We start from the raw sequence: 20,318 nt of genomic DNA, 5'->3' as shown, positions 1-20,318 counted from the left end.
CGCTTCCCCTCAGGTCTCGCCCAGCAGGCCGAGGCTCGCCGCCGGGGCCTGGCGACGCAGGTCCCGGGAGAGCAGGTGGCCGATGGCACCGATCAACAGCGCCCCGCCCAGCGGCAGCGCCAGCCACAGCCAGCCGTGCAGGCGCGGCGTCAGATCGAACCAGGCCAGGTAGATGGCGGCGGTGGTAAGCTCCGCCAGCAGCGCCCCCATCAGGCCGCTGGCCAGCCCCAGGATGGCGAACTCCGCCCCCTGCACCCGGGAGAGCATGCGGTTGCCGGCGCCGAACACCCGCAGCAGGCCGCTCTCGTGGGCGCGCACCGGGCGACTGGCGGTGAGGGCGGCGTAGAGCACGCTGACCCCGGCCAGCAGCACGAACACCAGCACCAGCTCCACGGCGCGGGTCACCTGGGTCAGCAGATCGCGCACCTGGCCGAGGATGGCATCCACGTTGAGCAGCGAGACCCCGGGGAAGGCGCGCACCAGCTCACGCAGGGTGGTGGTCTCGCCGGCATCCAGGTGGAAGGCGGTGATGTAGCTGTGGCCGAAGCGCTCCAGCACTCCGGGCGGGAAGATCACGAAGAAGTTGGGCCGGAAGCTGTCCCAGTCCAGGTCGCGCAGGCTCGCGATCTCGCCGACGATCTCCTCGCCGCCGATCGTGAAGGTCAGGGTGTCGCCGAGCGCCAGCCCGAAGCGCTCGACCAGGCCATCCTCCACGGAGATCGGCACCCGGATCACCGCGGGCTCGGCGGCCACCTCCCCCAGCCAGCCGCCGGGCTCGGCGCCCTCCAGGGCATCGAACCACTGCCCCGCCACCAGGCGGTTGCCCTCCGGCAGGGTCTCGCGCCAGGTCAGGTTGAGCTCGCGGCGCAGGGTGTTGTCGCCGCGGGCGTCCGCCGGCACCGCCTCCCGGGGCGGCCGGTCGTTGATGGCGGTGATGCGCCCGCGCACCATGGGATAGAGGGCGCTGCGCGCATCGGCGGCGCCGCCGAGCGCCGTCTCGAAGTCCTCGCGCTCGTGGGGCTGGATGTTGATGGCGAAGTAGTTGGGGGTGTCCTCCGGCAGCTGGGTCTCCCAGGTGGTGAGCAGGTCACCGCGCACCAGGGCGATCATCGCCATGGCGAAGAAGGTGACCGAGAAGGCCAGCAGCTGGCCGAGGCTCGCCGTGCGCCGCCGCGCCAGCTGGGCGCCCCCCAGGCGCAGCGCCTGGCTCAGCCCCGCCTCGCCCTCGCCCTCGCCTTGGGGCAGCCGCGCCGCCAGGCGCAGCACCCCCGCGAGCAGCAGCGACCCGAGCCCCCACAGCACCACCAGCATGACCAGGCCGCCCAGCAGCAGCCCCACCGAGAGGCCGAGGTCCCCGGAATAGAGCCACAGCAGCGCCCCGAACACGGCGCTGGCCACCGCCACCACCAGCCAGGCCGCGGCGGGCAGCGGGTCGAGCTCGCGGCGCAGCACCTTGAGCGCGCTGACCTTCTTGAGCCTCAGCAGGGTCGGGCCGGCGAAACCCACCAGCACGGCTAAGGCGGTGAGCACGCCGAGCCATAGCGGCAGCGCCCCGGGGGGCGGCAGCTCCATGGGCAGGAAGGCGGTGAGCAGGGCCAACAGCCCGGCCTGACCGGCCAGCCCCAGCAGTGCGCCCAGCGCCGAGGCGGCCAGCGCCAGCCACAGCAGCTGCAGGCTGAAGAGCCGCGTCAGCTCTCCCTGGGTGGCGCCGAAGCAGCGCATCAGCGCCGCGGTATCCAGGTGGCGATCCACGTAGCGGCGGGTGGCCATGGCCACCGCCACCCCAGCCAGCAGCACGGCGGCAAGTCCGGCGAGGCTCAGGTAGCGCTCGGCGCGCTCCAGGGCGTTGCCGAGCTGGGGGCGGTCGCGGCGCACGTCGCGCACCTCGACCCCGTCGCGTCGCAGCTGGGTCAGCAGCGGCGCCAGGTCGTCGATGATATCTGGCGGCCCGGCGGCGAGCAGTTCAAAGGAGACCCGCGAGCCGTCCTGCACCAGGTTGGAGGCGGCGAGATCCGCCGCGTGCATCATCAGCCGCGGGTTGAAGTTGGCGAAGCCGCCGGACTGGTCGGGCTCGCGCTCGACCAGCCCCGCTACGGTGAGCTCGGTCTTGCCCACCTGCACGCGGTCGCCGATCTCGGCCTCGAGCAGCAGCGCCAGGCGCGGCGCCAGCCACGCCTCCCCCGGGGCCGGGCCCCGGGCCACCACCTCGGTGCCCTCGCCCAGGTCCACGTGGACCCCGCCATAGAGCGGGTAGCGCTGGTCCACCACCTTGAGGCTGGCGGGCTGGAAGGCGTCCCCGAAGCTGACCATGGAGACCATGCCCACCTGGTCGGCGAGCACCAGCCCGGCCTCCTCCAGGGTCTGGCGCAGCTCGCTGCCGAAGGGGCGGCCCTGCTCCAGCACCAGATCGCCGCCCAGCAGCTGGCTGGCCTGGCGCTCCAGGCCGCGGTCCAGGCGGTCGAGGAAGAAGCCGATCATGGTGGAGGCGGCCACCGCCAGGGCCAGGGCGACGAACAGCGCGCGCACGTCGGCGGCCCGCAGGTCGCGGGCCAGCCCCCGGGCCGAGAAGCGCGCCAGGCGCAGGGCGGTCAGGCTCATGCGCTCACCTCGTCGAGGCGCAGGGTCTCCAGGCGGCCGTGGTCCAGGCGCAGGCAGCGGTCGCAGCGCCGCGCCAGGGCGTGGTCGTGGGTGACCAGCACCAGGGTGGTGCCGGCCTCGCGGTTGAGCGAAAAGAGGGTCTCGATGATGCGCTCGCCGGTGTCCGGGTCGAGGTTGCCGGTGGGCTCGTCGGCGAACACCAGCTCGGCGCCGGTGACGAAGGCCCGGGCCAGGGCGACCCGCTGCTGCTCGCCGCCGGAGAGCTGCTTGGGCAGGTGGTCGAGACGCTCGCCCAGGCCCACCCGCTCGAGCCACTCCCGGGCGCGGGCCTCGGTACCGGGCCGTGGCGAGAGCTCCAGCGGCAGCATCACGTTCTCAAGCGCGGTGAGGGTCGGCAGCAGCTGGAAGTTCTGGAACACGAACCCCACCCGGCCGGCGCGCAGCCGGGCGCGGCCATCCTCGTCCAGCGCAGCGAGGGACTGCCCGAACATCGACAGCGTTCCGCCGGTGGGCAGGTCGAGCCCGGCCAGCAGGCCCAGCAGGGTCGACTTGCCCGCGCCGCTCTGGCCGAGGATCGCCACCGTCTCGCCGGGGAACACCGAGAGGGCTAGGTCACTCAGAATGGTGAGCTGCCGGTCGCCGCTCCTCACCTGCTTGGCCAGGTGCTCGGCGTGTAGAATCGGTGCCATGTCCATGCGAGAGGTATCGTTCATGATGAAGGGATTCCCTGGTTGTGCGTATCGTCGATTGACCGCCTGGCTGCTGGCCCTGCCCGTGACGATCACCCTGACGCTGGCAGCCGGCGCGGCCCCGGCCGAGGCACGCCCCACCCTGCTGGTAATGGGCGACAGCCTGAGCGCGGCCTACGGCATCGAGGCCGACGAGGGCTGGGTCAGTCTGCTGGAAGCGCGGCTCGACGGAAAGGCGCGGGTGGTCAACGCCAGCATCAGCGGCGAGACCAGCGCCGGCGGCGCCAGCCGGCTGCCCGAGCTTCTCCGACAGCATGGCCCCGACATTGTTCTGCTCGAACTGGGCGGCAACGACGGCCTGCGCGGCCTGCCGCCGGGGCAGTTCGAGGCCAACATGACCCGCATGGTCGAGGCCAGCCTGGCGGCCGGCTCCGAGGTGCTGCTGCTCGGCATCGACATCCCGCCCAACTACGGGCAGGCCTACCGGGACGCCTTCACCGGGGTCTTCCACCGCCTGGCCGACGACTTCGACCTGCCGCTGGTGCCCTTCCTGCTGGAGGGGGTGGCGCTGGACGAGACGCTGATGCAGGGCGACGGCATCCACCCCACCGCCGAGGCCCAGCCGCTCATCCTCGACAATGTCTGGCCGGAGCTCGAGACGCTGCTGGAGGAGAACGGCGTAACGCTGGCCAGCGGCTCGCAAACGGACCATTGATGGACTAAAATTGGACCATCCAAGCTCAGCCGGGAAAAGGCCATGCGCACCGAAACCATCAGCTACCTGAAACAGAATGCCGCGACGCTCGATGTTCAGGAACCCCTGGTCATCACCCAGAAGGGCAAGCCCACCTATGTGGTCGAGTCCTACGCCGCCCATGAGCGGCGCGAGCAGGCGATTGCCCTGCTCAAGCTGTTGAGCCTGGGCGAGAAGAGCCGCGAGGAGGGCAAGACCATGAGCGCCGATGAATTCATGGCCCGACTCGAAGCCAGGCACGAGGCACGCCGTGGCGAATCATCATGACCACGCTGCAGAGCGTGGTCTTCGAAACGACGGCCGAACTCTCCTTGGCCACCTGCGAGAATTTCCTGCTGGACAAGCTCGAACTCCCGCTGCCCCGTGTCGAAACGATTTCACGCCATCTCGTGACCTCCAGTATCGAGCGGCTCGCGACTCATCCCCAGATCTATCCTGTTTGCCGACTGGCCCTGGAGCTCGGCATCAGCCACTACCGTGAGCTGCTGGTCGACAGCTATCGCGTCATCTACCGACACTGGCCCGAACAAGGCCAGGTGTCGATCTACCTCTTCAGCCACCAGCGCCAGGACTTCAAGCAGCTGCTCTTCGAGTATCAGCTGCTCTCCTGAACCGCGTGCGCCGGGGCCTTCTGCCACTGCTGCAGCGCGAGGCCCCCTAGGATCAGTACGAGGCCGACCAGGGTGGAGGGAAGAATCGGCTCCCCCACCACCAGGAAGAGCAGCAGCAGCGACACCGGCGGCGAGAGGAAGATCAGGTTGGAGACCTTGGCCGTGCGCGACACCCGGTGCACGGCCAGTTGCCAGAGCACGAAGGCGATGCCCATCTCGAAGAGCCCCACGTAGACCCCGGCGGCGAGCCCCGGCCAGCCGTGCCACGCAAGGCCCGGCCCCGCCAGCAGCAGCGCCGTGAGCACCGGCAGCCCGATGCTGAAGTTCTGCCACTGGGCCACCAGCGGCGGGCGATGATCTCGGGCATTGAGCAGCCAGTAGAGCGCCCAGATCAGCGTCGAGGCCAGCGCCAGGGCGACCCCCAGAGGGTCCGCGAAGGCCACATCGAACACCGCCCCCCGGGTGGCGATCACCCACACCCCGGCGTAGGCGATCAGCCCGGCCACAACGTCCATACGGGTGAGCCGCTGGCCGAGCAGCGGCACGGCGAGAAACGCCATGGCCAGCGCCCAGGTGTAGTTGAGCGCCATGGCCTCCTGGCCCGGCAACCGGTCGTAGGCACCGAAGAGCAGCAGGTAGTAGGCCACCGGGTTCATCAGCCCCGCCCAAGCGGCGGTGCGCCAGCCGTGGCGAAGCGCCTGGCCAGCGAGCCCCTGGCGCGCCACCAGCACGCCGATCAGCCCCCAGGAGACCAGCGAGGCGAGCCACATCAGCGCAAGGGGCGACATGTAGCCCAGCGCCACCTTGAAGGCGGTGGCCACGGTGGACCACAGCGCCACGGCGCCGAGGCCGTAAAGCATCGCCTGGCCGTCGCGGGTCATGGGCGTGACCTCGGGGCAGGAAAGCGGCGGGGAATTCCAACGGGTGACACGGCGTCCTCACAGTCGCGACAATATGAGCGAAACATCCTACCAGCGAGGAGCCCCCATGGCCGCACCCGAGATCAGCCAGTCCCGCCTCTACGAATGGCTGACCGGCGACGAGGACAGCCGGATGTGCCGGGACATCCCGGACGAGGCCTGTGACGAGCAGCCGCACAACTTCTTCCTGCACCTGGCCGCCTCGCTCGGCAACAAGCTGGCCGACGAGCTTTCCAGCGCGCGACTGGTGCTGCCCTGGCTGATGGGGGTGATCGGCGCGCCGCTGTGGATGATTGGCCTGCTGGTGCCGATCCGTGAGGCCGGCGCCCTGCTGCCCCAGCTCTTCGTGGCGGGGTTCATTCGCTTAAGGCCCGAGCGCAAGTGGGTCTGGGTGGTGGGCGGGCTGCTCCAGGCGGCTGCCGCCGCCCTGCTCGCCCTGCTGGCGCTGTTCGGCGCAGGCGCCGTCGGCGGCGGCCTGGTGCTGGCCGTGCTGGTGGCGCTGTCGCTCGCCCGGGGGCTCTCCTCGGTGGCCACCAAGGACGTGCTCGGCAAGACCATCAGCAAGCAGCGCCGCGGCACCCTGATGGGCTGGAGCGGCAGCGTGGCGGGGGCAGTGACCCTGGCCGCCGGCGGCGTGCTGATGCTCTTCGAGGACCGCCCCGGCGAGCTGGCCCTCGCAGTGCTGCTGGGCATCGCGGCCCTGGGCTGGGCGCTCAACGCCCTGTGTGCAGCGCGCATCAGGGAGGCCCCCGGCGCCGTGGAGGGGGGCGAGAACGCCTGGGACAGCGTCAGGCTGGGGCTGCGCCTGCTGCGCGAGGACCGCGACTTCCTGCACTTCAACCTCTCCCGCGCCCTGCTGCTGGCCAGTGCCCTGGCGCTGCCCTATGTGGCGCTGCTCGGCCAGCAGCAGAGCGGCACGGAGCTCGGCGGCCTCGGCGTGCTGATCGTGGTCTCGGGGCTCGCCGGCATGGTGGCGAGCCCGGTATGGGGCAAGCGCGCCGACGCCTCCAGCCGCCGGGTGATGCGCGACGCGGGCCTGGGCGCCGCGGTGTGCTGCCTGCTGGCCGCCGCCATTGCCTGGCTGCCGGGCGCCTGGAGCCAGACCGTCTGGCCCTATGCGCTGCTCTATGCCCTGCTGGTGATCATCCACGCCGGGGTGCGCCTGGGCCGCAAGACCTATATCGTCGACATGGCCGGCAGCGACAGGCGCGCGCTCTACGTGGCACTTTCCAACACCATCACCGGGGTGCTGATGCTGGCGGTAGGTGGCCTGATCGGTGCGCTGGCCCAGTGGCTCGGCACCGCCGCGCTGATGGTGGTGTTAGCGCTGATGGCGCTGGCCGCCGCGGCCAGCGCCAGCCGGCTGCCTGAAGTGGAGTGAACTGGTGGAGTGAACAGGTGGAGTGAGCGCGCCGCGTTGAAATCCCCCGGCCGGCCGCGCCGGCAAATAAATTCGCGTGGGGCTTGTGTCCCTCGCCAAGTGGCGATATATAGCGCCCAGGCAACCACGTTGCCTGGGCGCTTCGGATTCCGCGTTACAGACCTGCAACGCACTGGGGAAGAGAAGCGATATGTGACCGGTCGACGCCCGTCGACCCCTGGCCATGGGAGGAGATCGCATGGGCCGTGAACACCTTCTCGAACCGAGCCTCGATGACGAGGTGGACTTTTCCGAAGCGGTGAACGACGAGGAGTACGCTCGTCCCCGCACCAGCCGCGCCGATACCCTGCGCGCCCGACGCCGCGTGGAGGCGCTGCTCGAGGAGCGTCGCCTACGCCGCGCCATCGAGGATGACTGGGCCATCGACGAAGAGGAGTAGCCGCGGCTGGCCTTTGCCTGCAGTGGCCACTATCATCGAGACCACTGCAAATCCTCCAACCGATGGGTTCCCATGGCGCAATACGTCTTCACCATGAACCGGGTGGGCAAGGTCGTGCCCCCCAAGAAGCAGATCCTCAAGGACATCTCCCTCTCCTTCTTTCCGGGCGCCAAGATCGGCGTGCTGGGCCTCAACGGCGCGGGCAAGTCGACCCTGCTGCGCATCATGGCCGGGGTCGACACCGAGTTCGAGGGTGAGGCGCGCCCGATGCCGGGCATCAACGTCGGCTACCTGCCCCAGGAGCCCGAACTCGACGACAGCAAGAACGTCCGCGAGACCGTGGAAGAGGCCCTGGGCGCCATCAAGGAAGCCCAGGAGAAGCTCGACGCCGTCTATGCCGCCTACGCCGAGCCGGACGCCGACTTCGACGCCCTGGCCGCCGAGCAGGCGCGCCTGGAGAACATCATCGAGGCCGCCGACGCCCACAACCTCGAGCGCAAGCTGGAGGTTGCCGCCGAGGCCCTGCGCCTGCCGCCCTGGGAGGCCCAGGTCGGCCATCTCTCCGGCGGCGAGCGGCGCCGCGTGGCGCTCTGCCGCCTGCTGCTCTCCAGCCCCGACATGCTGCTGCTCGACGAGCCCACCAACCACCTGGACGCCGAGTCGGTGGCCTGGCTGGAACGCTTCCTGCACGACTACAACGGCACCGTGGTGGCGATCACCCACGACCGCTACTTCCTCGACAACGTGGCCGGCTGGATCCTCGAGCTCGACCGCGGCCAGGGCATCCCCTTCGAGGGCAACTACTCCCAGTGGCTCGAAGCCAAGGAGAAGCGCCTGGAGCAGGAGGCCAAGCAGGAGGCCTCGCGCCAGAAGGCGATCAAGCACGAGCTCGAGTGGGTGCGCTCCAACGCCAAGGGCCGCCAGGCCAAGAGCAAGGCGCGCCTCAACCGCTTCGAGGAGATGCAGTCCGGCGACTTCCAGAAGCGCAACGAGACCAACGAGATCTACATTCCGCCCGGCCCGCGCCTGGGCGACAAGGTCATCGAGTTCCACGGCGTCGCCAAGGGCTTCGATGACAAGCTGCTCTACGAGAACCTCTCCTTCACCGTGCCCAAGGGCGCCATCGTCGGCATCGTCGGCGGTAACGGCGCGGGCAAGTCGACCCTGTTCAAGCTGATCACGGGCAAGGAACAGCCCGACGCCGGCGAGGTGGTGATCGGCGATACCGTCGATGTCGCCTATGTGGAGCAGCTGCGCGACGGCCTCGACGACAAGAAGACGGTGTGGGAAGCGGTCTCCGACGGCCAGGACATGCTCAACATCAACGGCTACGAGGTCTCCTCGCGGGCCTACGTGGGGCGCTTCAACTTCAAGGGCAATGACCAGCAGAAGCGCTTGAGCGAGCTCTCCGGCGGCGAGCGCGGGCGCCTGCAACTGGCCCAGACCCTCAAGCAGGGCGCCAACGTTCTGCTGCTCGACGAGCCCTCCAACGACCTGGACATCGAGACCCTACGCGCCCTGGAGGAGGCGCTGCTGGCCTTCCCCGGCTGCGCCATGGTGATCTCCCACGACCGCTGGTTCCTCGACCGGATCGCCACCCACATCCTGGCCTTCGAGGGCGACTCCCACGTGGAGTTCTTCGAGGGCAACTACGCCGAGTACGAGGCGGACCACAGGAAGCGCGTGGGCGATGACACCCCGCATCGCATGAAATATAAGCGCATCGACGCTTGAGGCGCTGCGCGCCAGCTGTAAGCCCTAAGCTTGAAGCTGTAAGTGAAAACCCCACGGACCTCTCGGTCGTGGGGTTTTTTACTTCCAGCTTCCAGGCGCGCAGCGCCGCTCTTGACGCGAAGCGTTAGTAGAACCCGGGTTGGCCCTCCGGCCGGGTCTTGAAACGGCGGTGCAGCCACAGGTACTGCTCGGGATGCTTGCGGATGGCGCCCTCGATGAAGGCATTGATGCGCGCCGCATCGGCCACCTCGTCGCCGGTGGGAAAGGGCTCCAGACGCGGATGGCACTCGATGGTGTAGGTACGGTTGTCGGGGTTGCGATGGAACATCAGCGGTACCACAGGCGCACCGGTCATCCTGGCGATCTTGGCGGTGAGCTTGATGCTGGCCGCCTCCACGCCGAAGAAGGGGGCGAAGACGCTGACGTCGCGACCGAAATCCTGGTCCGGAGAGTACCAGACGATATGGCCCGCCTTGATGCGACGCACCACGCCGCGCAGGTCATGACGGTCGATGGCACGCCCGAAGATGCGGTTGCGCGCCCGGGTCATGAAACGCTCGAAGAGCGGATTGTCGTGGGGCCGATAGACCACGTCGGCCGGAAAGAAGAGCGAGTGCAGGGCGCCTCCCAGATCCAGGGTCGAGAAGTGGATACCCACCACCAGCACTCCTTTCCCTTCCGCCTGGGCGGCGGCCAGATGGTGCTCGCCCTTGTAGGTGACGCGATGGCGAAGATGCTCGGGGTCGCGGCACCAGCCGGTGGCGGTCTCCATGATGCCGATCCCGTTGGCGATAAAGGTCTCCCTGACCAGCCGCCGCTGCTGGTCATCCTCCAGCTCGGGAAAGCAGAGCCGCAGGTTGGTCTCGGTGATATGCCGCCGGCGCCGGGCGAGGCGCCAGGCGGCAAGGCCGATCCCCCTGCCGACCCAGAGCTTGAGCCGCCAGGGCAGCCAGGCCGCCAGGTACATCAGGCCGATGGCGAACCACACCGGCCAGTAGCGGGGGTGGGCGAAGTTCTGGTGGCTCATGGGGACAGACCCCAATTAACGGACCGCTCCATGTGAACCCTCTCCTTGTGCATGATTAATTGGGGTCTGTCCCCGATTCCCCATGATACCGCCTCGGCACCCGGGGCAGCACCCCGGTGAGCAGGGTGTAGCTGATGGTGTCGCAGTGACGGGCGACCTCGTCCACGCCGAGCACCTCGCCATTGGTGGCCCGGCCCCACAGCACCACCTCGCTGCCGATCTCCGCCTCGGGGATATCGGTGATATCCACGGTCATCATGTCCATGGAGACCTTGCCGGCCACGGCGGTGCGACGGCCCGCCACCAGCACCGGGGTGCCGTCCACCGCATGGCGGTCGTAGCCGTCGCCGTAGCCACAGGCCACCACGCCGATGCGCGACGGCCGCGGGGTGACCCAGCGCCCGCCGTAGCCCACCGGCTCGCCGGCGGGCAGCTCGCGCACGGCGATGATCGCCGAGCGCAGGGTCATCACCGGCGCGAGCCGGCGGCTCGCCTCGTTGGCGCGCTCCAGCGGGTCGCTGCCGTAGAGCATCACCCCGGGACGGTTCCAGGCGCCGTGGGCCTCGGGGCGGGCCAGGGTAGCCGGCGAGTTGGCCAGGCAGAGCGGTGCGCCGAGCCGCTCGGCCAGGGCCGCGAGCCGCGTCATCTGGCCGGCGAAGTAGCCGGTGGCGGCAAGGTCCGCGGTGGCGAAGTGGGTCATCAGGTGCAGGTCGCAGGCGTGACCGGGTGCCGCCGCCAGGCGTTGCCAGGCGCCCTCCGTCCGCTCGGGAGAAAAGCCCAGGCGGTGCATGCCGGTATCCACCTTGAGCCAGGTGGGAATCGGCCGGGCGGGACGCCGGGCGAGCAGCGCCTCCACCTGCCAGTCGCTGTGCACCGCCATCCACAGGCCCAGCGCCTCGACCTGGTCGAGCTCAGCGGCCTCGAAGATCCCCTCGAGCAGCACGATGGGAGTACTGATGCCCGCCTCGCGAAGGGTCACCGCCTCCTCGATGCAGGCCACCGCGAAGGCCGGGGCGAGATCCTCCAGCGCCCGGGCGCAGGCCACCGCGCCGTGGCCGTAGCCGTCGGCCTTGAGCACCGCGACGGTGCGGCTGTCGGGGGCAAGGGAGCAGGCGAGACGATAGTTGTGACGCAGGGCGTCGAGATCGATATCGGCGATCAGCGGCCGGGCCATGGCGTGTCCTGGGAGAGTCGTAAAGGGAGTCCTGGCATTATCCACGCACAGGCAGAGGCTTTCATGAAAGAAACCACCAAATTACTGGTGGTTTCCGGTAGCTATACCTGAAGGATGCGCGTTGATCAGCAAGATGTCATGAAGGCGCCTGGGGGCGGATGCCGATATTCATCACCGGGTCCGGGTTGCCCGCGGCGGGCAGCTCCAGGGAGACGGCGCTCTCGGCCTCGAGCCAGGCATTGACGGCCTGGATCGACTCGGCGTCGAGGAGCCCCGCCTGCTGCTGCAGGCGCAGCAGGCCCAGCACATAGTCATAGCGGGCCTCGGCGTGGTCGGCGATGGCGTTGAACAGGTTGCGCTCGGCGTTGAGCACGTCGACGATGTTGCGGGTGCCCACCTCGTAGCCGGAGCGGGTCGCCTCCAGGGCGCTCTGGTTGGAGACGATGGCCTGGGCGCGGGCCTCCACCGTCTCCACGTCGTTGCTCACCCGGGTGAACAGCGAGCGCACCTGCTGGACGGTATCGCGGCGCTGGGCCTCGAAGTCGTACTGGGAGACCTCCAGGGCGAAGCCGCTCTGACGAATCTGTGCCTGGGTGCTGCCGCCGGTGTAGAGCGGCATGCTGGCGCGCAGGCCGAGCTGGCTGCCGGAGTTGTAGCCGGAAGCCCCGCTGCGGTCGTTGTCCGAGTAGTCGTAGCGGGCGAAGGCCTCCAGGCGCGGCAGCTGGCCGGCCCGGGAGACGTCGAGCTCGCTGCGCGCCACCTCGATGCCGGCCTCGGCCATCTGCAGCATGGGACTGTTGGCCATAGCCAGCTCGACCCAGTCGCCACGGTCCACGGGCTCCGGCGGCACGATGGGAATCTCCTCGGCGAGGCCGTCGATGCTCTCGTAGCGCTTCCCGGTCAGGCGCTCCAGGGCCTCGAAGCTCACCTGCATGGCGCTCTCGGCGGCGATGCGCTGAGCCCGGGCCAGGTCGAAGGAGGCCTGGGCCTCGTGCACCTCGGTGATGGCGATCACCCCCACCTCGAAGCGCTCCCGGGCCTGCTCCAGCTGGCGCTCGATGGCGGTCTCCTGGGAGCGCCGGGCCGAGAGGATGTCGTGGGCGCGCAGGATCTCGAAGTAGGCCTCGGCCACCTCCAGCAGCAACTGCTGCTCGGCCACCGCAAGCGACAGCGATTCGCGATCGACCCGGCGCTCGGCCTGGGCGAGCTGGGCGCGCTGCGCGGGGTCATAGAGGGCCAAGTTAGCATTCAGGCCCAGAGCGAGCCTGTTGAAGTCATCGTCGTCCCCGCCACCCGGTTGCGCCGTCCCGCCCCTCTGGCTCTCGTAGGTGCGGCTGTGGCTGAGGCTGCTCCCCAGGCTGAGCTGAGGCAGCAGTGCACCTCTTACAACATCGCTGCCCGCCTCTACGGCGGAGAAGCCCGAGCGGGCCGCGGCCAGCGAGGCGTCGTTCTCCAGGGCGTCGCGGGCCACGGTCCACAGGTCGGTGGCCTGGGCCGAGGTGGCCACGGTGAACCCCACCAGCAGGACCAGCGGGCGGGGAATCAGGCGGGTCAGGGTCGGGGGGTGCATGGGCGTGGCAGTTCCTGTGTACGGGCCGATTTCTTCCACAGGCTGACGGAGCAGCATGCAGGAAATCGGCAAGCGCGGTTCATTCGAAGATGGAATCCAGCGAGAGGCCCTGCTTGTCGAGTACCCGGCGCAGCTTCTTCAGCGCCTCCACCTGGATCTGGCGCACCCGCTCCCGGGTCAGCCCGATCTCCTCGCCTACCTGCTCCAGGGTGGCCGCCTCGTAGCCGCGCAGCCCGAAGCGGCGCACCACCACTTCCACCTGCTTCTCGGTGAGCTCGGAGAGCCACTCGTCGACGTGCTGCTTGATGTCGCCATCGAGCAGCGAGGACTCGGGACCCAGGTCGTTGTCGTCGGCCAGGGTCTCGATGAGCGGCTTGTCGCTATCGCCGCCCACCGGGTAGTCCACCGAGGAGATGCGCTCGTTGAGCCCCATCATCTTCTTGACGGTCTCCACCGGCTTGTCGAGGTAGTCGGCGATCTCCTCGGCGGAGGCCTCGTGGTCGAGCTTCTGGGTCAGCTCCCGGGCCGCCCGCAGGTAGATGTTGAGCTCCTTGACCACGTGAATGGGCAGGCGGATGGTGCGGGTCTGGTTCATCAGCGCCCGCTCGATGGTCTGGCGGATCCACCAGGTGGCGTAGGTGGAGAAGCGGAAGCCGCGCTCGGGGTCGAACTTCTCCACCGCGCGGATCAGGCCCAGGTTGCCCTCCTCGATGAGGTCGAGCAGCGACAGCCCGCGGTTGAGGTAGCGCCGGGCGATCTTGACCACCAGGCGCAGGTTGGACTCGATCATCCTCGAGCGGCCGGCTGGGTCACCCTTGCGGGCCAGGCGGCCGAAGTAGACCTCCTCCTCCGGGGTCAGCAGCGGCGAGAAGCCGATCTCGTTGAGGTAGATCTGGGTCGCGTCGAGGCTGTGGTTGCTGTAGCGATCCTCGCGACTCAGCGCCTTCTCGAAGGCCTCCTCGTCGTCACGACGGCTTTCCGTGTCGTCGTGGTCGTCGTCCAGTTCGTCGGCAGCGTCCTCCACTACCGCGTCGTCCTTCTCCTCGAGCGTGTCGAGATTCACATCCTGAAGGTCCCGTTCAAGCATGCTCATCGATGGCTACCCTGTAGTTGCATCCCGGCGCCGATGCCCTGGGGTGAGCATCGGCGCACCTGATTATTATTGTGTGACACCCCGCCGGTGCGCCGGCCAACGGGGGCCTCAGGGCACTCAGCGAGACGGCAGGTAGTTCAGGGGGTCCTGTGGCTGTCCATTCTTGCGCACCTCGAAATGCAGCCGCACGTCCTCGGCGTCACTGTCGCCCATGGTGGCGATGACCTCGCCGGCCTCGACCACATCGTTCTCGCGCACGCGAAGGGAGTCGTTGTGGGCGTAGGCGCTCAGGTACTCGTCATTATGCTTGAGCAGGATCAGGTTGCCGTAGCCCCGCACCCCGCTGCCCGCATAGACGACGATCCCCGGACCAGCGGCTCTGACAGGTTGCCCCTTTTGCCCAGCGATATCAATGCCGGCGGTGATACTGCCACCCTCGCCAAAACGACCGACGATCTCGCCGTCAGCGGGCCAGCGCCAGTTGACCTCGTCCACCGGTGTATAGGTGCGCGAGCTGCGATCCGGCGCCGGGCTGCCGCCGGCCACGGCGGTGCCGGCATCCTGCTCGGGCTGTGCGGCGGGCGAGGACTGGGGAGCCGGCTCGACCGCCACCACCTCACGGGCCGCCTCCTGGACTTCCGGCGCCGGTTCGGCGCTCGCCTCCGGCGCGGTCTCGGCGGCGCGCCGCTCGGCCAGGTCACGCTCGCTCAGGCTGCCGTCGGCGCCGGGCGTCGTGGCGTCATAGATGGGGCCGGGGCCCGCCGTGCCACCGGCGGCCTCCATGGCCCCTTCCATGGCCACCTGGGTCGGGCCATCGGCCTCGTCCAGGGACTGGACGGAGAGCCGACGGCCCTGCTCGGTGGTGCCGTCAGGCAGCAGCCACTCCATGCTGCCGCTCTCGACATCGGCGGGGGGCTGGCCGCCGCCCAGGGGGGTGGCCACCACGCCGGGCGTGCTGGCCACGGCGGAGACGCCCTCGTCGCGGGCCGGTCCGCCTTCCGCGTCCAGCACCAGGCGCTGGCCCGGCTGGATCTGGTAGGGGGGGCCGATGTGGTTGAGACGTGCCAGGTCGCGGTAGTCCATGTTGTGGCGCCAGGCGATGCCATAGAGGGTATCGCCCGCCTCCACGGTGTAGTGGGCGGCGGGAGCGCGCTCGCGGCTGGTGGACAGGTCGCGGATCTGCGGCGCCTGGCCCTGCTGCTGGGCGGCACAGCCGGCCATGGCCAGGGCCAGCGCGGAAATCATCATTGCCTTACGCATCGGAAGCATCCTCCTTGTTCGCCCCCTTGGGCGTGCTCGCACCGGCCGGACGCCGGCCGGTGCGTTCCAGCAGCAGGACCAGGGCCAGGCCGGCCAGCATCAGCGCGGCCACCGCCGGCAGCTGGGCCGATTCGCCGGTGAGCAGGGTGAAATCGCCCGGGGTGAGATAGCGATAGTCCAACGGGATCATCTGCCCCTCGGGGCCGAGCTGATAGCGTACCAGTTCGCGCCACGGCCAGAGTACCGGCAGCGATCCCACGATGAAGCCAAGCAGCAGCTGGAGGGTGGCCGCATGGTGGCGGCGCAGCAGCCAGGAGAGCAGGCGAGAGAAGAAGAACAGGCCGATCAGGCAGCCCACCCCGAACACGGCGATCAGGCCCAGGTCGAAGGTGCGGATGCCCTGCATCACGGTGCCATAGAGCCCCATGGTGAGCAGCAGGAAGCTCCCGGAGACTCCGGGCAGCAGCAGCGCGCTGATGGCGATGGCACCGCCCACGATGAGCATCAGGTTGGGGCTGCCGAGCAGGGTGATCAGCGGCATCACCGCCGGCAGGAAGTGGGCCAGCAGCAGCCCCGCCACCAGCGGGGCGATGTGCCACCATCGCCAGTCGGTGGGTTGGCGCCCCACCACCAGGGCCGAGGCCGCCACCAGGCCGAAGAAGAAGCCGTTGAGCAGCAGCGGATGGTCCTCCATCAGCCACACCACCAGGTGGGCGACGCTGATCAGGCTGGCGGCGATGCCGGCTAGCAGCGGCACCACGAAGCCCAGGTTGAGGTGGGCGATCAGCATCGGCAGGCCGCCGCGGCGCCAGGCCACGAAGGCGCTGGGCCCGAACTGCTTGATGGTGTTAATCAGTTCCTCGTAGATGCCGGTGACGAAGGCGATGGTGCCGCCCGAGACCCCCGGGACCGCATCGGCGGCCCCCATTCCGGCGCCCCTGAGAAAGATTCCTGGATAACGCTTCAAGCACGAACTCCTTTCAACGAATGACGCCTTCCAGCAGCGGCACGAAACGAACCGACTCCAGACGCTGCTTTTCGAATGTGTCGCCCTGGCGCCGCACGCGGGTCAGCCACTGGCGCCCCCGGGCATCGGCCAGCGGCGTGATCAGCACCCCCCCCTCGGCCAGCTGGGCCAGCAGCGGGGCGGGCAGCTCACTGGCACAGGCGGTGAGCAGGATGACATCGAAGGGGGCCTGCTCCGGCCAGCCGTGGCCGCCATCGGCCAGGCGTAGCTGTGCGCTATGGACCTCCAGCAGGCGCAGGCGCTCGGCGGCGCGGCGGTGCAGGGCATTGATCCGCTCGATGGACCAGAGTTCCGGCACCAGCCGCGCCAGGATCAGGGTCTGGTAGCCCGAGCCGGTGCCGATCTCCAGCACCCGGGCGGGGGCCGCCTCCAGCACCAGCTCGGTCATCCTCGCCACCATCCACGGCTGGGAGAGAGTCTGACCGTGGCCGATGGGCAACGCGGTGTCCTCATAGGCGCGATGGGCCAGCGCCTCGTCCAGGAAGAGGTGGCGCGGTTCGGCGGCCATGGTGGCCAGCACGCGGGCATCGCGGATGCCCTGATCGGCAAGCCTGGCCACCATGCGGTCGCGGGTGCGCTGGGAGGTCATGCCCACTCCCCGCACCAGCGCCGACAGTCGTTCAGGTGAGTGCATCCAGCCAGCCCTGTACGTCACGGATCGCCGCATGCCGGGTCAGGTCGGTCTGCAGCGGGGTGATGGAAACGTAGCCCGCCTCGACGGCGGCGAAGTCGGTATCGGCGCCGTCGTCGGCGTTCTCACCGGCGGCGGCGATCCACCAGCGCACCCGCCCGCGGGGGTCGCGCACCTCGAGTGGACGCGAGGCCGGACCGCGATAGCCCAGGCGGGTGACCCGAAAGCCCTGGATCTGATCCCAGGGCAGGTCCGGGACGTTGACGTTGAGCAGGCTGCGCGGCGGCAGCGAGAGCTGGTCGGCGGCGCCCACCAGGCTTGCCGCCACGCGCCCGGCGGTATCGAAGTGGCGCGACCCGACCAGCGACATGGCGATGGCCGGCATGCCCAGGTTGCGCCCCTCCATGGCGGCGGCCACGGTGCCGGAGTAGAGCACGTCGTCGCCGAGGTTGCCGCCGTGGTTGATGCCGGAGATCACCAGGTCGGGCCTCTCCTCCCAGACGCCGTTGACCCCCAGGTAGACGCAGTCTGCCGGAGTGCCATCGACGCTGTAGAAGCCGTTGTCCATGTCGGTCAGCGACAGCGGCCGGCTCAAGGTCAGGGAGTTGCTGGCCCCGCTCTTATCGCGGTCCGGAGCCACCACGCGCAGCCGGGCGTGGGGCGCCAGGGCGTCATGCAGGGCACGCAGGCCGGGGGCATGGACGCCGTCGTCGTTGGAGAGCAGCAGTCGGCGCATGGCAGGCTCCTTCACAGGGTGGGGTGGGCGATCAGCTCGCGCAGCACGGCGGTGGCGAAGGCGCCTCGCGGCAGGCTGAAGGCGAGCCACAGCTCGCCCTCGCCGCGGGTCAGGCTCGGCTCGCCGAGGCGCAGGCGCAACGCACGCCGCGCCAAGCGCACGCCGGCGCGCTCGAGGCCCACGCAGAGCGCCGGGTAGCGTTCGGCCAGCCGGGCCTCCCGGGCCAGCGCCTCGCTGGTCGCCACGGAGCCACCGACGCCCCACAGCACGCCGCTTCCGTGCAGGTCGAGCCGAGCCGCCCGAGCCTCGAGCTCGGCATCCGGCGTCTCCAGGGTGAACTGGCTGGCGGTACCGTCGAGGATCGCCACCTCGCCGGGCAGCAGGCGGTGCCAGCTGCCGTCGTGGACGCGCTCGGCCAGCTGCTCGTTGAACAGGAAGCTGCGCGCCGCGGAGAGCATCATGCCGTCGCGGTCATCGCGCTTGCGCCAGCCGCGGGCCAGCAGCGAGCGGGCACGCTGCAGGTTGCGGCCATCCGGCCCGAAGCGCTGGGGCCCGAAATAGTTGGCCACGCCCTGCTCCACCAGCCGCGCCCAGCGCGCCTCGAGGGTAGGGTCGGCCACCGCGGGGCCGGTGATCCGCAGGCGAAAGCGATTGGCGCGGTGCACGCCGCGCTTGAGCTTGCGGGGATGGCGCGCCTCGGCCAGCACGCGGATGCCGCGCTCGGCCAGCGCCTCGGCGAGCCCTGTCGGCGCCTCGCGCCCGGGCAGCTGCACCGAGAGCCACTGACGGGTGACGGCGACGCGATCCTTCATGCCGGAGTAGCCGACGTCGCGGGGCGAGGCCTCGCACAGCCGGGCCAGCTCGCGCACCGCCATGGCGGTGGTCAGGTCGCGCTTCTCGACGTGCAGCCAGAGGTGCTCGCCCTGCCCCTCCGGGGCGAAGTCGAGCACCTCGGCGACCTGGAAATCCTCCGGGGTGGCGCGATACTCCCCCGCCGGCGGCGGGCCGAAGTCGGCGTCGAGCACCCGCGGCCAGCTCGGCGGCCAGGCGATGGCATCCGGCTCGCGCCGGGCGTCGGTGTCACTCACCGGCGCGCTCTCCCTCAGCGACGAGGGCCGCGGGCAGCAGCAGCACCACCGCCTCGGCGGCGATCCCCTCGCCGCGCCCGGTGAAGCCCAAGCGTTCGGTGGTGGTGGCCTTGACGTTGACCGCGCCGACCTCGACGCCGAGATCCTCGGCGATGGTGGCGGCCATGGCCGCGATGTGCGGGGCCATCTTCGGCGCCTGGGCCATCAGGGTGGCGTCCAGGTTGCCGACCCGGTAGCCGGCCTTACGCACCAGGCCCACCACGTGGCGCAACAGCACGCGGCTGTCGGCGCCCTTCCAGGCCGGGTCGGTGTCGGGAAAGTGGCGGCCGATGTCGCCCAGGGCGCAGGCGCCCAGCAGGGCATCGCTGACGGCGTGCAGCAGCACGTCGCCGTCGGAGTGGGCGACAAAGCCGTGGTCGAAGGGAACGGCGACGCCGCCGATCATCAGGTGGTCGCCTTCGCCGAAGCGGTGGACGTCGAAGCCGTGGCCGATGCGCATCATCTCTCCAGTGCGCCGGAAGGCGCCTTGTCCTGCCCGCCCGAGGCCGCCGCCTGGCGCTGGGCGGCCAGGATCTGCCCGGCCAGGGCCAGGTCCTCGGGATGGGTGATCTTGAGGTTGTCGCGACGCCCGCTGACCAGCCGCGGGAAGAGCCCCAGCGCCTCCACCGCCGAGGCCTCGTCGGTGACCGCCACGCTGGCCTCCCGCGCCGCCGCCAGCGCCCGGCGCAACAGGCCGTAGCGGAACCCCTGGGGGGTCAGCGCATGCCAGAGGCCGGCGCGGGGCTCGGTGGCCGCGACTCGCCCGGCGCCGTCATCGCGCTTCATGGTGTCGGCCACCGGGGCGGCCAGGAGGCCACCCACTGGGTCGTCCGCCAGCACGACGTGAAGGCGAAGAAGATCCGCCACGGTCACGCAGGGGCGTGCCACATCATGGACCAGCACCAGGTCGTTCTCACCGGCCTCACCCGCGATGGCCGCCAGGGCGTTGGCTACCGAGTCGACCCGCTCGGCACCACCGGGCACCCGGCGCCACTCGGCGAAGGGCACCCAGGCCGGGTCGAAGCGGGCGTCCTCGGGGTCCAGGCAGAGGCAGAGTCGCGCCGCGGGAAAGGCGGCGTGCAGGCGCGCCAGGGTGTGGGCCAGCACCGGGCGGCCGTCGATCGCCAGGTACTGCTTGGGGCGATCGGCCCCCATGCGTCGCCCCTGCCCCGCCGCGGGTACCACCAGCCAGGGCGCCACGCTCATCGGCCAGCCTCCAGGCCCACCGCCGACGCGGGGTTGACCACCGGCGCGGCCTCCACCGCCACGCCCGGCACCCAGAAGAACTGCTCGTCGGCGCGCACCATGCCGATGTCGCTGCGGCTGCGCTCCTCGATGGCGTCCAGGCCGGTCTTGAGGTCCAGCACCTCGGCGCCCAGGCGGGCGTTGCGGTCGCGCAGCGGCTTGTTGGCCGCCTCCAGGGCCGCCACCCGCTCGCGCACCTCGCCGAGGTCGCGGATGCCCCCCTCACCCAGCCACAGGCGATACTGCAGCAGGGCGAGCAGGACCAGCAGCACGATGGCCAACCACTTGAGCATGAACAGCGT

At 70.0% G+C, this 20,318-nt stretch carries 21 protein-coding genes; 6 read left to right on the top strand and 15 right to left on the bottom strand.

Annotated elements, in window-relative coordinates; genetic code table 11:
* Nucleotides 1-9: 9 nt before the first annotated feature.
* Both DER72_RS06450 and DER72_RS06445 read right to left on the bottom strand, forming a co-directional pair.
* On the bottom strand, nt 10-2,598 hold the full coding sequence (locus DER72_RS06450; RefSeq protein WP_110069183.1) for an ABC transporter permease: 2,589 nt from the start codon (nt 2,596-2,598) through the stop codon (nt 10-12).
* A complete protein-coding gene (locus tag DER72_RS06445) occupies nt 2,595-3,311 on the bottom strand; it encodes an ABC transporter ATP-binding protein (protein WP_110069182.1) in 717 nt (238 codons plus the stop codon). Before DER72_RS06445 ends, DER72_RS06450 begins: the two co-directional genes overlap by 4 nt.
* Between DER72_RS06445 and DER72_RS06440 the strand changes: the two genes are divergently transcribed.
* Genes DER72_RS06440 through DER72_RS06430 form a run of 3 tightly spaced genes read left to right on the top strand, consistent with a single transcriptional unit; the run spans nt 3,310 to nt 4,652 of the window.
* Nucleotides 3,310-4,002, top strand: a complete 693-nt coding sequence (locus DER72_RS06440; protein WP_110069181.1) for an arylesterase — start codon at nt 3,310-3,312, stop codon at nt 4,000-4,002. The two genes, DER72_RS06445 and DER72_RS06440, sit on opposite strands and share 2 nt — an antisense overlap.
* 42 nt (nt 4,003-4,044) lie before the next feature.
* Nucleotides 4,045-4,308: a type II toxin-antitoxin system Phd/YefM family antitoxin gene (locus DER72_RS06435; RefSeq protein ID WP_110069180.1), complete on the top strand. Its 264-nt coding sequence runs from the start codon at nt 4,045-4,047 to the stop codon at nt 4,306-4,308.
* A complete protein-coding gene (locus DER72_RS06430; protein ID WP_110069179.1) occupies nt 4,305-4,652 on the top strand; it encodes a type II toxin-antitoxin system RelE/ParE family toxin in 348 nt (115 codons plus the stop codon). Before DER72_RS06435 ends, DER72_RS06430 begins: the two co-directional genes overlap by 4 nt.
* Here DER72_RS06430 and DER72_RS06425 read toward each other — a convergent pair.
* Nucleotides 4,637-5,533, bottom strand: a complete 897-nt coding sequence (locus DER72_RS06425) for a DMT family transporter (RefSeq protein ID WP_110069178.1) — start codon at nt 5,531-5,533, stop codon at nt 4,637-4,639. The two genes, DER72_RS06430 and DER72_RS06425, sit on opposite strands and share 16 nt — an antisense overlap.
* Nucleotides 5,534-5,639: 106 nt before the next feature.
* Here DER72_RS06425 and DER72_RS06420 point away from each other — a divergent pair, with 106 nt between their 5' ends.
* The 3 genes from DER72_RS06420 (at nt 5,640) to ettA (ending at nt 9,126) form a co-directional block, all read left to right on the top strand.
* Nucleotides 5,640-6,953, top strand: a complete 1,314-nt coding sequence (locus DER72_RS06420) for an MFS transporter (RefSeq protein WP_110069177.1) — start codon at nt 5,640-5,642, stop codon at nt 6,951-6,953.
* A 238-nt stretch (nt 6,954-7,191) separates the two neighbouring features.
* Complete coding sequence (locus DER72_RS06415) at nt 7,192-7,392, top strand: PA3496 family putative envelope integrity protein (RefSeq protein ID WP_169959042.1); 201 nt, start codon at nt 7,192-7,194, stop codon at nt 7,390-7,392.
* 72 nt (nt 7,393-7,464) lie between these two features.
* Nucleotides 7,465-9,126 (top strand): energy-dependent translational throttle protein EttA, encoded by a 1,662-nt coding sequence (ettA, locus tag DER72_RS06410; RefSeq protein ID WP_110069175.1) that lies wholly within the window; start codon nt 7,465-7,467, stop codon nt 9,124-9,126.
* A gap of 124 nt (nt 9,127-9,250) precedes the next feature.
* Here the strand turns inward: ettA and lpxL are convergent, their stop codons facing one another.
* The 12 genes from lpxL to ftsB form a co-directional block, all read right to left on the bottom strand.
* Nucleotides 9,251-10,153, bottom strand: a complete 903-nt coding sequence (lpxL, locus tag DER72_RS06405) for an LpxL/LpxP family Kdo(2)-lipid IV(A) lauroyl/palmitoleoyl acyltransferase (RefSeq protein WP_110069174.1) — start codon at nt 10,151-10,153, stop codon at nt 9,251-9,253.
* Nucleotides 10,154-10,208: 55 nt separating this feature from the next.
* The gene (gene alr, locus DER72_RS06400; protein ID WP_110069173.1) at nt 10,209-11,327 is read right to left on the bottom strand and encodes an alanine racemase; all 1,119 of its coding nucleotides are present in this window, start codon (nt 11,325-11,327) and stop codon (nt 10,209-10,211) included.
* A gap of 136 nt (nt 11,328-11,463) precedes the next feature.
* Complete coding sequence (locus DER72_RS06395; protein ID WP_110069172.1) at nt 11,464-12,897, bottom strand: TolC family outer membrane protein; 1,434 nt, start codon at nt 12,895-12,897, stop codon at nt 11,464-11,466.
* Between the two features lie 79 nt (nt 12,898-12,976).
* A complete protein-coding gene (rpoS, locus tag DER72_RS06390; RefSeq protein ID WP_110069171.1) occupies nt 12,977-13,990 on the bottom strand; it encodes an RNA polymerase sigma factor RpoS in 1,014 nt (337 codons plus the stop codon).
* 117 nt (nt 13,991-14,107) lie between these two features.
* The gene (locus tag DER72_RS06385) at nt 14,108-15,250 is read right to left on the bottom strand and encodes a peptidoglycan DD-metalloendopeptidase family protein (protein ID WP_110069170.1); all 1,143 of its coding nucleotides are present in this window, start codon (nt 15,248-15,250) and stop codon (nt 14,108-14,110) included.
* A complete protein-coding gene (locus DER72_RS06380; protein ID WP_110069169.1) occupies nt 15,243-16,217 on the bottom strand; it encodes a DUF368 domain-containing protein in 975 nt (324 codons plus the stop codon). Before DER72_RS06380 ends, DER72_RS06385 begins: the two co-directional genes overlap by 8 nt.
* Before the next feature lie 13 nt (nt 16,218-16,230).
* On the bottom strand, nt 16,231-16,911 hold the full coding sequence (locus tag DER72_RS06375; protein WP_110069168.1) for a protein-L-isoaspartate(D-aspartate) O-methyltransferase: 681 nt from the start codon (nt 16,909-16,911) through the stop codon (nt 16,231-16,233).
* Nucleotides 16,898-17,644 carry a 5'/3'-nucleotidase SurE gene (gene surE / locus DER72_RS06370; protein WP_110069167.1) on the bottom strand — a complete coding sequence of 249 codons (747 nt, stop codon included), beginning with the start codon at nt 17,642-17,644 and terminating at the stop codon, nt 16,898-16,900. Before surE ends, DER72_RS06375 begins: the two co-directional genes overlap by 14 nt.
* A gap of 11 nt (nt 17,645-17,655) precedes the next feature.
* Entirely contained in the window at nt 17,656-18,732 is a 1,077-nt protein-coding gene (gene truD / locus DER72_RS06365) for a tRNA pseudouridine(13) synthase TruD (RefSeq protein WP_258306226.1), read from the bottom strand.
* Entirely contained in the window at nt 18,725-19,231 is a 507-nt protein-coding gene (gene ispF / locus DER72_RS06360; protein WP_110069166.1) for a 2-C-methyl-D-erythritol 2,4-cyclodiphosphate synthase, read from the bottom strand. The genes truD and ispF overlap by 8 nt, the downstream gene beginning before the upstream one ends.
* Nucleotides 19,231-19,977: a 2-C-methyl-D-erythritol 4-phosphate cytidylyltransferase gene (gene ispD / locus DER72_RS06355; RefSeq protein ID WP_110069165.1), complete on the bottom strand. Its 747-nt coding sequence runs from the start codon at nt 19,975-19,977 to the stop codon at nt 19,231-19,233. Before ispD ends, ispF begins: the two co-directional genes overlap by 1 nt.
* The gene (ftsB, locus tag DER72_RS06350) at nt 19,974-20,309 is read right to left on the bottom strand and encodes a cell division protein FtsB (RefSeq protein WP_110069164.1); all 336 of its coding nucleotides are present in this window, start codon (nt 20,307-20,309) and stop codon (nt 19,974-19,976) included. The genes ispD and ftsB overlap by 4 nt, the downstream gene beginning before the upstream one ends.
* Between the last annotated feature and the right edge of the window lie 9 nt (nt 20,310-20,318).

The organism is Halomonas sp. A11-A, from assembly GCF_003182195.1.
Lineage (GTDB): Bacteria > Pseudomonadota > Gammaproteobacteria > Pseudomonadales > Halomonadaceae > Halomonas > Halomonas alkalicola.
This window is presented reverse-complemented; position numbering and strand designations above follow the sequence as displayed.

Excerpts from the sequence above, each read along its gene's own strand:
- DER72_RS06450 (WP_110069183.1), bottom strand. The coding sequence starts at position 2,598 with ATGAGCCTGACCGCCCTGCGCCTGGCGCGCTTCTCGGCCCGGGGGCTG.
- DER72_RS06440 (WP_110069181.1), top strand. The coding sequence starts at position 3,310 with ATGATGAAGGGATTCCCTGGTTGTGCGTATCGTCGATTGACCGCCTGG.
- DER72_RS06445 (WP_110069182.1), bottom strand. The coding sequence starts at position 3,311 with ATGAACGATACCTCTCGCATGGACATGGCACCGATTCTACACGCCGAG.
- DER72_RS06435 (WP_110069180.1), top strand. The coding sequence starts at position 4,045 with ATGCGCACCGAAACCATCAGCTACCTGAAACAGAATGCCGCGACGCTC.
- DER72_RS06430 (WP_110069179.1), top strand. The coding sequence starts at position 4,305 with ATGACCACGCTGCAGAGCGTGGTCTTCGAAACGACGGCCGAACTCTCC.
- DER72_RS06425 (WP_110069178.1), bottom strand. The coding sequence starts at position 5,533 with ATGACCCGCGACGGCCAGGCGATGCTTTACGGCCTCGGCGCCGTGGCG.
- DER72_RS06420 (WP_110069177.1), top strand. The coding sequence starts at position 5,640 with ATGGCCGCACCCGAGATCAGCCAGTCCCGCCTCTACGAATGGCTGACC.
- DER72_RS06415 (WP_169959042.1), top strand. The coding sequence starts at position 7,192 with ATGGGCCGTGAACACCTTCTCGAACCGAGCCTCGATGACGAGGTGGAC.
- ettA (WP_110069175.1), top strand. The coding sequence starts at position 7,465 with ATGGCGCAATACGTCTTCACCATGAACCGGGTGGGCAAGGTCGTGCCC.
- lpxL (WP_110069174.1), bottom strand. The coding sequence starts at position 10,153 with ATGAGCCACCAGAACTTCGCCCACCCCCGCTACTGGCCGGTGTGGTTC.
- alr (WP_110069173.1), bottom strand. The coding sequence starts at position 11,327 with ATGGCCCGGCCGCTGATCGCCGATATCGATCTCGACGCCCTGCGTCAC.
- DER72_RS06395 (WP_110069172.1), bottom strand. The coding sequence starts at position 12,897 with ATGCACCCCCCGACCCTGACCCGCCTGATTCCCCGCCCGCTGGTCCTG.
- rpoS (WP_110069171.1), bottom strand. The coding sequence starts at position 13,990 with ATGAGCATGCTTGAACGGGACCTTCAGGATGTGAATCTCGACACGCTC.
- DER72_RS06385 (WP_110069170.1), bottom strand. The coding sequence starts at position 15,250 with ATGCGTAAGGCAATGATGATTTCCGCGCTGGCCCTGGCCATGGCCGGC.
- DER72_RS06375 (WP_110069168.1), bottom strand. The coding sequence starts at position 16,911 with ATGCACTCACCTGAACGACTGTCGGCGCTGGTGCGGGGAGTGGGCATG.
- surE (WP_110069167.1), bottom strand. The coding sequence starts at position 17,644 with ATGCGCCGACTGCTGCTCTCCAACGACGACGGCGTCCATGCCCCCGGC.
- ispF (WP_110069166.1), bottom strand. The coding sequence starts at position 19,231 with ATGCGCATCGGCCACGGCTTCGACGTCCACCGCTTCGGCGAAGGCGAC.
- ispD (WP_110069165.1), bottom strand. The coding sequence starts at position 19,977 with ATGAGCGTGGCGCCCTGGCTGGTGGTACCCGCGGCGGGGCAGGGGCGA.
- ftsB (WP_110069164.1), bottom strand. The coding sequence starts at position 20,309 with ATGCTCAAGTGGTTGGCCATCGTGCTGCTGGTCCTGCTCGCCCTGCTG.